The organism is Nostoc sp. CHAB 5715 (assembly GCF_020829685.1).
Lineage (GTDB): Bacteria > Cyanobacteriota > Cyanobacteriia > Cyanobacteriales > Nostocaceae > Nostoc.
The window spans coordinates 1-9,655 of record NZ_JAIVFR010000176.1 but is presented as its reverse complement, the minus strand read 5'-3'; the positions used below and the strand labels follow the sequence as shown (position 1 = coordinate 9,655).

Genomic DNA, 9,655 nt, shown 5'->3' with positions numbered 1-9,655 from the left:
TTAGTAGTTAGTATTTAGTGATTAGTTATTGTTTATTGGTTGGAAAAACTACCAACCAATAAACAAAAATTCCCCGTTCCCTATTCTCACTCAATGCCCTATTTTCAACTACCAACTAGTAACTACGATTTAGCAAATGAATATAGCAGTGGTGGGGTTAAGCCATAAAACAGCCCCAGTAGAAGTCCGGGAAAAACTGAGCATTCCAGAACCACAAATTGAAAGTGCGATCGCTCAACTGGCCAGCTATCCCCATATTGACGAAGTTGCAATTCTTAGCACTTGTAACCGCCTGGAAATTTACATTGTTACCAGTGAAGCAGACCAAGGTATCCGGGAAGTAACGCAGTTTCTTGCAGAATACAGTAAATTACCCGTGCTTTCTCTGCGACAACATTTATTTATGCTGCTACATGATGATGCAGTAATGCACGTTATGCGCGTAGCAGGTGGTTTAGATAGTCTGGTACTCGGAGAAGGTCAAATTCTGGCTCAGGTGAAGACTACTCACAAACTGGGGCAGCAATATAACGGGATAAAAACCATTTTGAATCGATTATTTAAACAAGCGCTGACAGCTGGTAAGCGGGTTCGCACTGAAACTAGTATTGGTACTGGCGCTGTCTCTATTAGTTCGGCAGCTGTAGAGTTAGCGCAGATAAAAGTGGCAAATTTAGCAGCTTGCCGAGTGGTAATTTTGGGCGCTGGTAAAATGTCGCGGCTGTTAGTACAACACTTAATTTCTAAAGGTGCTGTGCAAATTAGTATTGTAAATCGCTCACGCGATCGCGCCCTAGAATTAGCAAAGCAGTTCCCTCAGCAACTTATCGAAATTCATCCGCTATCGGAAATGATGAGCCTAATTGTCAATAGCGATTTAGTATTTACAAGTACTTCGGCAACAGAGCCAATACTTGACCGTGCCAAATTGGAAATGGTGTTAGAAGTTCAGCGCTCTTTAATGTTATTTGATATTTCTGTACCGCGTAATGTTCATGCGGATGTAAATGAACTGGAAAATGTGCAGGCATTTAATGTGGATGATTTGAAGGCAGTAGTAGCGCAAAACTACGAAAGCCGTCGAAAGATTGCACAGGAAGCCGAACGACTTTTAGAGGAAGAAGTGGAAGCCTTTGATATTTGGTGGCGCAGTCTTGAAACTGTTACTACTATTAGCTGTCTGCGAAATAAAGTTGAAACCATCCGCGAACAAGAGTTAGAAAAAGCTTTGTCGAGATTGGGTTCGGAATTCGCAGAAAAACATCAAGAGGTAATTGAAGCATTAACACGGGGAATTGTCAATAAAATTTTACATGACCCAATGGTGCAATTGCGATCGCAGCAAGATGTTGAAGCCAGACGGCGCTGTATGCAAACTCTGCAAATGTTATTTAACCTTGATGCAGAGGAACAATTTAGTTAAATTGAACAACAAGTAAGATCCCCTACTCGTTGATCTGAACTTTTCAATTAGATATACTTCTAATTAGATATATGTCTAATTAGAAGTTAGTTATGCAACCAGAGCAATTTAACATCTTACTCCGCTTTTTCAAGGCATTAGCGGATGATAGCCCAATACAGTTCAGTTAAGCATTTCTTCCTTCTCTTTGCGTCCTTGGCGTCCTTGGCGGTTCGTTAAAAAATTTGACTTTAATAAAGAGTTTTGGCCTTAACTGAACCGTATTGGATGATAGCCGATTGAAGATTGTAGGTATCCTGGCGAATCAGGAGTGCAGCGTCGAAGAATTGGCGGTGCTACTACAACTCAAGGAACCGACGGTATCCCATCATTTAGGGAAACTTAAGGAGCTAAATTTGGTGACAATGCACCCTGAAGGGAATAGCCGTCTATATCAATTGGATAGCGAGGCTTTGCAAAACATTAGTAAGGAAATTTTTACACCGGAGAAAATAGCATCCTTGATTGAGGATGTGGATACTGAAGCTTGGGAAAGCAAAGTGTTGAAAAACTATTTCGAGGGCGAATGTCTCAAAGAAATTCCTGCTAGTCGCAAAAAGCGTTTAGTTATTCTCAAGTGGCTAGCAAGTCAGTTTGAGATAGGAGTCAATTATCCTGAACGCCTAGTAAATGACATTCTCAAACGCTACCATCCTGACTGCGCCACGTTGCGACGGGAGTTCATTGCTTGCCAGTTAATGCAGCGAGAGAATGGGGTTTATTGGCGTGTAACATAAGTCAGGACTTACGCAACTGGCATATTATTTTCAGTTCGTAGTGAGGACTTTAGTCCTCAAAATAAGAGCTAGAGCCGCTTACTACAAACTACAAATCCGATTTTTTTGTGACACTTGCGTAAGGGGCATCGAAATTTGGACAGCTATAAAAATACTTGGAAGTTTCAGATGAACAGGTGTTAGGAGCCGTAGCAAGCTTGTCAATACTGACTCCTATAGTGGATGAGGTCGGAAAATGGGAGTTTGACGACATATATTTAAATCAAATAAAAAAGTAAAATCTATTTTTTAGCTTCACCATAAATAGAAAGCAATAAAAAAAATATACTTATAAGAAACAAATTTGTTGCTTTACTATCAATATCAAACGACATACAAAAAAGTTCCAATAAAAACATAATAAAGAATGGTAATTGAAATAAGGGAACTCATAGAAAATAAAGCCTCTCTTTAAATTTAATAAAAATTACTATTGTTGTGGAAATATCCTAATCAGTTGCAGTAATATTGCTTCTAAGCTATTAAGTGCAGCATTGGTAGTCTGCTGATGTTCTAAAAAATCTTGGCGATATTGTTCAAAACTTCTCTGGTTTTGTTCTTGCGATTCTTGTAACTCTAAAATCACATCATCGAGTACAGCACTACGAGCTAGAACACGGTTCACATCAGTGGTTAGCTCATTAACGTTAGTTGTCAAATCATCAATTTTATTAGTCAATGCTGCTATCGCTTGTGTATTATAAATAGCTAAATTTTTGATATCTTCTAAATTATTTGGTGTATTGGTCATAGCATTATTAGTTAACTTTTGATTCATCTACATATTGAGTCATAAAGTCTATAAGAACTTGAGTCATACTTTTTTTATTTTTAGTACAAGCGATTTTAAAATCATCTCGTAATTCCGGTGTAATAAGCAAAGTTAACTGTATAGAGTCTTTTTTCTTAGGCATCTGAATATCATACACACTTCTTAGTTTATTAGACTCTATACCTCAAATACCGGAAACAAGCATAAGTACTCATTGATAATTGTTTGAGCTAGCGCTACGGTTACTTTATACCATAATTACCGGAATTACCGGAAATATGCTTCAGAAAATTTTTTAAGTTTTGGTAGTATATTATTTGTTTTTAGTAATATATTTTTTACCGCAGTATTTATTTATGTTTTTTTTAAGTAAACCTACCTCAACCCCGCAAAAGTCCCGAAAATGTTGGGTTTCGTTCCTCAAACGCCACTTGCTTCTCCTGTCGGAGACGCTGCGCGAACAAGTCGGGAAACCCGCCCAACGCAGTGGCTCCCCAACCTACACATTTTAAGGTTTTTGGCGCTAATCCAAGCGTATTGTCCTATAAGGATGAAAAATGTTTTAAAACAGTTGTTCTGGGTTAATTCCGCGTTCTTGCAGTCGTGTCAATAAATCTTGATATCGTTGGCGTTCTTCCTCCAGTTGTTGGAGAGCTATTTCTTTAGCTTGACGTTCTTGTTCAGCACGTTGACGTTCTTGTGTACGTATTTGGTCAAGCTCAACGGGTGTAAGAAATTTATATCCATCAAGGCGATATATTTCTAGAGTTTGGGGGGTGAGTTGAAAGCGGATTCCCAAACGGGGACTTGTCCATCCGTAAATCTGGTTAATTTCTTGCAACCAATCTTCTGAGCGCAGAAAACCTGTTAATTCATTTCGGTCTGGGTCGTAAATGTAATATTCTTCAACTCCATAGCGTTGATAAAACAGGAGTTTCTTTGCCATTTCTTTAGTTGTATTACCAGGAGATAATATTTCAAATACCACTTGTGGCGGAATGTTATCTTCTTCAAATTGCTTGTAAGAACCCCTATCTCCCTTGGGTCTACCAAACACTACCAGAATATCAGGTGCTTGTTTGATGTTAGGATTGCCTTCAACTGGATACCAAAATAAATCTCCAGCGATGAATACATCTGATTGCGATGTAAAGAAAATTTCTAAATTTTCTTTAATAGTTACTATCCAGCGAAATTGCTTGGTATTATCCGCCATTGGTTGTCCGTCGCTTTCGAGGTAGATGACCTGAGATGCGGTATTAGGAGTGATTACCATAATGCTATGCCTCCAGCTTTCTCATATTTAGGACGGTTCTAAATGATAATGCGATCGCAAATACCATCAATTAACTACAATATTCATTCAATTCGATTTTAACACGAGCCAAATTTCCGAAGATTTGACGCTGTGTGCGACTTTCTCTCAAATCTAAACCCCATCCCGTTCCCTACCAAACATAAAACTTGTAGCCGACGAACTTCAGACAGTATTTTAAAATGGTAAGATAATCAAAAATTTTAGCCGCACAATAACCGCACAATCATAGGTTGTATTTTTATGCAGTTAGAAACACAAAAATTATATTACACACCTGAAGAGTATTTAGAAATTGAAGAAAAGGCAGAATATAAAAGCGAATACCGTGATGGAGAAATTATACCGATGACGGGTGGCACTACAAATCATAATAAAATTGCAGGCAACTTTTATGCTTATTTGAAGTTTGGTTTGAGAGGCAAGAATTATGATGTTTATATTGGTGATGTGCGTTTGTGGATACCCCGTTATCGTCAGCATACGTATCCCGATGTGATGGTGATTGAGGGACAACCTATTTATACAGGAACCAGCACAACAACAGTTATGAACCCGATGTTAATTGCTGAAGTTTTATCTAAATCGACTAAAAATTATGACCAAGGTGATAAGTTTCTTTATTATCGCTCTATTCCAGAATTCAAGGAATATATTTTAATTGACCAATATCAGTATCATGTGATGCATTATGTAAAAACTGCGGAAAGTCAATGGTTATTTACTGAACTTGAACATGAATCTGCAACTTTATCACTGCAAACGGTTGATTTTCAAATTGAATTGCGCGACCTTTATGAGCAAGTCAATTTTGCAGAAAATAATGAAGATTAAAATAATTCGTAATAATGTTTGTGGATTCGGCAATCTAATTGATAATAGTGATAATGTAGTTCAATAGCGACTAAAGTTCTTCACAAAATTTGTATTTCTTCCTCAGTAAAGATAGGAGGCCACAATTCAGTAATGAGCAGTTCCCAACCGGGAAAAAGTTCTGGTATCGTTAAAGTATCGCCATTTTCCAAAACTGTCGGTTCGCCTGTAGAGCGATAAATTGTAACTGTCTCTTCATCAGGATCAATTAGAATACCGACGATCGCTCCTAGTTCTATAAATTTCAGAATTTTGGCTGCTATAAGTTTAATTTTATCACTTTGAGATTTAATTTCTACCACCAAGTCAGGGACAAGTTCTCCAAAGTAACGAGGACTTTGGAGAAGTCGGGAAGCGCGAACAAACGAAACATCGGGTGCTTTGAGGTTTGTATCTGGCATAATGAAACCGCCAGCAGAATCAAACACTCTTCCCCAGCGACGAGGATTTATCCAAGCAAAGAGAAAGGCGATGAGACGACTACTGATTTCGCTGGATACAATATCTGACGGGCCCATTATTGAAATTTTCCCATTTTCGAGTTCCATCTGGTAATCTAAACCTGCTTCGGTAAAAGCGGTTTGAACTTGCTCTAAATCTCTGACCGTCATCATTGACATAAAAAGCTTTTTCCACTGAGATATACAACTCGATTTTAACAAGAGCCAAATTTATAAAAAAAATTAATCAGACACTTTATTTTACCAAATAAGCCTCTAGAACTTTGGGATTAGTTTGAATTTCTGCGGGTGTACCGTCGGCTAAATTCTGTCCTTCGGCAAGTACCCAAACACGATCGCACAAGGACATAATCACATCCATATTGTGTTCGATAATCAAGAAAGTCATCCCATCTTGACGGTTCCAAGTGATAATGCGATCGCAAATATCATCAACCAACCTCGGATTCACACCAGCAGCAGGTTCATCCAACAAAATTAACTTGGGATTAGTCATCAACGCCCGTCCCATTTCTAGCAGCTTGCGTTGTCCACCAGACAAGCCACCAGCATAATCGTGTGCTTTTTTTGCCAAGCCCACTGATTCTAATAGAAACATTGCCCGTTCTTCGAGTTGCTTTTCTTCTTTAGCTACAACGTGCGGCTGCAATTGCACTTGCCAAAAATTTTCACCAGTTTGTTTTTGCGCCGCTAGCAGCATATTTTCTAACACCGACAACCGCGAGAGAGTTAAAACCTATGCAGTCAGTGTAGAAGACTTTGTAACTTGTCACAATCTCTGATGCCAAATTTGAGTATGTTTGTACTGATCAGCCATAGCTGTTTGGTTCGTCTCAAAAATGTGAAAATCTCTAAAAGAAGGACTAGCAACCAGAATCGAAAGTTATCAGGAGAAATATAGATACACCGATTCTTGATCGGCTAATTGAATAATTAAAAGTTATGCCTGAAGACTTGCAATATCGAGTGCTGGAGTTTGCTCGAACTTTAGTAGGTTCGCAAATTCATGGTGTTCCAGGTAAACAATTATTAAGTTTTGCGGGTACAATATCGCCAAATGATATCCAGTTGATGCGCGAAGCAATTGAACAAGGTTGCGAACAAGTAAATATAGATGAGTGGTAGATACCTGCTTGACACTAATATTATTATTGCTTTATTTGCAAATGATATAGCAACTGTTCACTGTTCACTGATTTAACGTGAAATCCCTTCCTCTTTTAGGGGTGGGATGAGCTTAAATACGATTGCTATAATAGAAATATATCTTGTAATCCTCGTTATTGACGAAGGAGTTATTATGAACCTTAAGCTAATAGACTCAATAGCACATATTATCAAATCTCTAACATTAGAGGAGAAAATGCTATTAGAAAAAAAAATAAAGACAGAGGTTCATGAAAATGTCAGTGTAAAGTCGTCGGAAGTTTTACCTTCATCAGAAAACAATAATAATTTGGAAAAATGGACTAATAAATTGCAAAAGTGGTCAGAACGTCATACTCAAAATATTCCGATGTTATCAGATTATGATGTAAGCCGTACCGGGATTTATGAAGAAGATTAAAGCATGGCATTTCTAATTGATACAAATATTATTCTCCGTCTAGCACAACTAGAACATCCAATGCGTTCTGATTCTTTAAATGCTCTTACTATACTAAAAATGCAAGCAAAAGATTATTACTTAACACCACAAAACTTAATTGAATATTGGCGCACCTGCACTCGTCCAACTGACAGAAATGGTTTAGGGATGACAGTTGCTGATGCTGATGCTGCGTTAACAGATTTGGAAGATGTATTTACTATTTTACCCGACATACCGGATATTTACGAACAGTGGCGCAGATTGGTTGTTAACTACGGAGTTATGGGAGTTAATGTACATGATGCAAGAAAGATTAGTAGCGGCAATGTTAGTACATGGACTAACGCATATTCTTACATTTAATATTAGGGATTTTACTCGCTACGCTGAAATAACTGCTGTACACCCTACAGAAATTGCATCTCCCTAGAAACTAATATTACTTAATGTAAATAAAGCTTTGAAGCTAGGGAATGAAAATGACCACGCTGCTAATCCAAACTGAAAGCACACCCCTAACGGTAAATTTTCCCTCGCTGGTGCAGATGACAAATGAGCTGTTCTACGAATTTTGCCAAGCTAATGGAGATTTGCGAATTGAGCGCACTGCCAATGGAGAAGTCATCATCATGCCACCAGCTTTTTCAGATACGGGCAACCGTAACTTTAACATTGCTGCACAGCTTGGGAATTGGACTGAACAAGATGGCACTGGCATAGGCTTTGACTCCAGTACAGGTTTTACGCTACCCAATGGAGCGATGCGTTCCCCTGATGCTTCTTGGATTCAACTGGAGCGCTGGAATGCTTTAACAGATGCACAAAAAGCTTCATTTGCACCAATTTGTCCCAGTTTTGTGATTGAGTTGAGATCCTCTAGCGTAGGCGTAGCCCGTCGTAGACATCGCCTGATAAAATTACAAGAGAAAATGCAGGAGTACATCGATAACGGTGCATCACTAGGCTGGTTAATTAATCGGCAAAATCGAAAAGTCTACATTTACCGTCCTAATCGAGAAGTTGAAATTTTGGAAAATCCCGAAGCAGTTAGTGGTAATCCAGAATTACCAGGGTTTATCCTACGGATGGCCAAAATTTGGTGACTTGAGTCTTCTTAATGAGAAACTTGTGTTTTGAGAACACTAGGAATTGCCTCAAGTATTCGCTTGGCAACGTCTTCAGGTGTATCTCCCTCTCGCTCGGTGATGTGCAAATCAGCTTGAGAGTAAAGCGGTGTTCGTTGTTCGAGGAGCGATCGCAATTTCCTTTTAGGATCAGCATCTTGCAGCAGTGGTCTTGTGGTATCCTCAGCTAAACGGCTGTAAATTAGCTCCACTGGCACATCTAGCCACACTATCAAACCGTGGTGCAAGTAACCCCAGTTTTCTCGCCGCAGTACAATGCCCCCACCAGTTGCGATAGTCAACTTTGTAAAAGCACAAACTTGTGAAAGCACGTTACTTTCTACCTGGCGAAACCCTGCTTCACCAACTTGTGCAAATAACTGATTGATAGATTTACCTGTTGCTTGGGCAATAACATTATCGGTATCCACAAACCCATAACCCAATTCCTTCGCCAGTAAGCGCCCTATTGTCGTCTTACCAACGCCCATTATCCCAATTAAGTACAGGTTGACTCCTTGTAATAAGCTGCTCACCAGTTGCTTTGCTCCAATTCTGAGTGCTGAGTCACAGTTTATAATTATAAACTCAACGACTCAATCTGGGATTTAAAAATATGGAGTTTCTCACCGATCGCGCAACCGGATAAAATTACTTGATTGGCGATCGCTAATCAGGTGATAATTAAAATATAATTTGTTCTTATAGGAGTGTTTCTTGGATAAAATGTCTAAGATACCAGTAATCTCAGAACACATTGAAATTACTCCAGATGGGGGTAAACCACGCATTGCTGGACACCGAATTAGAGTGCAAGATATTGTTATTTGGCACGAACGGATGGGGCTTTCGCCTGACGAAATCGTTTATCATTATCCCAGTATCACTTTAGCTGATGTTTATGCTGCTCTAGCTTAGTACCACCGTTATCATCAATGACACCAACGGGCGTTACGGTAATACCTGCAACCTCTGCCACAGTCACAGTAACAGTGTTAGAAGTCGCATTGATTGTAGTACTTGTATCGTTGGGATCTTGGTAGGTAGCAGTCGCTTCGTTACTGATGGATTGACCCGCAGCTGTACCTTCAGCTAATACGGGTGCAATAAATTGGAAAAGGCTACTAGTTAACAATGCTGTTGCTACTAGAGATTGGTAACGCTGGCGCTGCTTGTTGACAGATTTGTTTCGGTTTACCATAGAAATAGTTTGTTTATTTGCTGAACTTGTATCTTGGGTTTTGAGACAGGATAAGGTTCGGCAATTCCTTAAAGAATTAC

The 9,655-nt window shown here is 39.0% G+C and carries 11 protein-coding genes and 3 pseudogenes; 8 read left to right on the top strand and 6 right to left on the bottom strand.

The annotated features are described in order from the left end of the window. Positions 1-136 precede the first annotated feature (136 nt). Together LC574_RS11950 and LC574_RS11945 are read left to right on the top strand one after the other, a co-directional pair. Positions 137-1,423 carry a glutamyl-tRNA reductase gene (locus tag LC574_RS11950; protein ID WP_229453718.1) on the top strand — a complete coding sequence of 429 codons (1,287 nt, stop codon included), beginning with the start codon at positions 137-139 and terminating at the stop codon, positions 1,421-1,423. A gap of 263 nt (positions 1,424-1,686) precedes the next feature. Continuing rightward, a complete protein-coding gene (locus LC574_RS11945; protein ID WP_229453717.1) occupies positions 1,687-2,199 on the top strand; it encodes a metalloregulator ArsR/SmtB family transcription factor in 513 nt (170 codons plus the stop codon). A 469-nt stretch (positions 2,200-2,668) separates the two neighbouring features. On the opposite strand, the gene LC574_RS11940 is transcribed toward LC574_RS11945, so the two are convergent. Together LC574_RS11940 and LC574_RS11935 are read right to left on the bottom strand one after the other, a co-directional pair. Continuing rightward, on the bottom strand, positions 2,669-2,989 hold the full coding sequence (locus LC574_RS11940) for a hypothetical protein (RefSeq protein ID WP_229453716.1): 321 nt from the start codon (positions 2,987-2,989) through the stop codon (positions 2,669-2,671). A gap of 583 nt (positions 2,990-3,572) precedes the next feature. Further along, complete coding sequence (locus LC574_RS11935; RefSeq protein WP_229453715.1) at positions 3,573-4,286, bottom strand: Uma2 family endonuclease; 714 nt, start codon at positions 4,284-4,286, stop codon at positions 3,573-3,575. Between the two features lie 282 nt (positions 4,287-4,568). Between LC574_RS11935 and LC574_RS11930 the strand changes: the two genes are divergently transcribed. Continuing rightward, the gene (locus LC574_RS11930; RefSeq protein ID WP_229453714.1) at positions 4,569-5,159 is read left to right on the top strand and encodes a Uma2 family endonuclease; all 591 of its coding nucleotides are present in this window, start codon (positions 4,569-4,571) and stop codon (positions 5,157-5,159) included. An 80-nt stretch (positions 5,160-5,239) separates the two neighbouring features. Here the strand turns inward: LC574_RS11930 and LC574_RS11925 are convergent, their stop codons facing one another. Next, on the bottom strand, positions 5,240-5,818 hold the full coding sequence (locus LC574_RS11925; protein ID WP_229453713.1) for a Uma2 family endonuclease: 579 nt from the start codon (positions 5,816-5,818) through the stop codon (positions 5,240-5,242). A gap of 76 nt (positions 5,819-5,894) precedes the next feature. Further along, positions 5,895-6,389: pseudogene (locus tag LC574_RS11920) on the bottom strand (ABC transporter ATP-binding protein); the annotation flags it as partial. Between the two features lie 212 nt (positions 6,390-6,601). Between LC574_RS11920 and LC574_RS11915 the strand changes: the two are divergent. The 4 genes from LC574_RS11915 (at position 6,602) to LC574_RS11900 (ending at position 8,353) form a co-directional block, all read left to right on the top strand. Continuing rightward, the gene (locus LC574_RS11915) at positions 6,602-6,784 is read left to right on the top strand and encodes a hypothetical protein (protein ID WP_229453712.1); all 183 of its coding nucleotides are present in this window, start codon (positions 6,602-6,604) and stop codon (positions 6,782-6,784) included. A 175-nt stretch (positions 6,785-6,959) separates the two neighbouring features. Beyond that, complete coding sequence (locus LC574_RS11910) at positions 6,960-7,226, top strand: hypothetical protein (RefSeq protein WP_229453711.1); 267 nt, start codon at positions 6,960-6,962, stop codon at positions 7,224-7,226. 3 nt (positions 7,227-7,229) lie between these two features. Further along, complete coding sequence (locus LC574_RS11905; RefSeq protein WP_229453710.1) at positions 7,230-7,613, top strand: PIN domain-containing protein; 384 nt, start codon at positions 7,230-7,232, stop codon at positions 7,611-7,613. A 116-nt stretch (positions 7,614-7,729) separates the two neighbouring features. Beyond that, the gene (locus tag LC574_RS11900) at positions 7,730-8,353 is read left to right on the top strand and encodes a Uma2 family endonuclease (protein ID WP_229453719.1); all 624 of its coding nucleotides are present in this window, start codon (positions 7,730-7,732) and stop codon (positions 8,351-8,353) included. An 11-nt stretch (positions 8,354-8,364) separates the two neighbouring features. Here LC574_RS11900 and LC574_RS11895 read toward each other — a convergent pair whose 3' ends face one another. Continuing rightward, positions 8,365-8,910, bottom strand: a complete 546-nt coding sequence (locus LC574_RS11895) for a shikimate kinase (protein WP_229453709.1) — start codon at positions 8,908-8,910, stop codon at positions 8,365-8,367. Positions 8,911-9,100: 190 nt separating this feature from the next. Here LC574_RS11895 and LC574_RS11890 point away from each other — a divergent pair. Next, positions 9,101-9,289, top strand: a pseudogene (locus LC574_RS11890) (DUF433 domain-containing protein); the annotation flags it as partial. A gap of 4 nt (positions 9,290-9,293) precedes the next feature. Here LC574_RS11890 and LC574_RS11885 read toward each other — a convergent pair. Continuing rightward, a pseudogene (locus LC574_RS11885) lies at positions 9,294-9,575 on the bottom strand (hypothetical protein); the annotation flags it as partial. Positions 9,576-9,655: the final 80 nt, after the last annotated feature.

Excerpts from the sequence above, each read along its gene's own strand:
- LC574_RS11935 (WP_229453715.1), bottom strand. The coding sequence starts at position 4,286 with ATGGTAATCACTCCTAATACCGCATCTCAGGTCATCTACCTCGAAAGC.
- LC574_RS11910 (WP_229453711.1), top strand. The coding sequence starts at position 6,960 with ATGAACCTTAAGCTAATAGACTCAATAGCACATATTATCAAATCTCTA.
- LC574_RS11950 (WP_229453718.1), top strand. The coding sequence starts at position 137 with ATGAATATAGCAGTGGTGGGGTTAAGCCATAAAACAGCCCCAGTAGAA.
- LC574_RS11900 (WP_229453719.1), top strand. The coding sequence starts at position 7,730 with ATGACCACGCTGCTAATCCAAACTGAAAGCACACCCCTAACGGTAAAT.
- LC574_RS11930 (WP_229453714.1), top strand. The coding sequence starts at position 4,569 with ATGCAGTTAGAAACACAAAAATTATATTACACACCTGAAGAGTATTTA.
- LC574_RS11905 (WP_229453710.1), top strand. The coding sequence starts at position 7,230 with ATGGCATTTCTAATTGATACAAATATTATTCTCCGTCTAGCACAACTA.
- LC574_RS11915 (WP_229453712.1), top strand. The coding sequence starts at position 6,602 with ATGCCTGAAGACTTGCAATATCGAGTGCTGGAGTTTGCTCGAACTTTA.
- LC574_RS11925 (WP_229453713.1), bottom strand. The coding sequence starts at position 5,818 with ATGTCAATGATGACGGTCAGAGATTTAGAGCAAGTTCAAACCGCTTTT.
- LC574_RS11940 (WP_229453716.1), bottom strand. The coding sequence starts at position 2,989 with ATGACCAATACACCAAATAATTTAGAAGATATCAAAAATTTAGCTATT.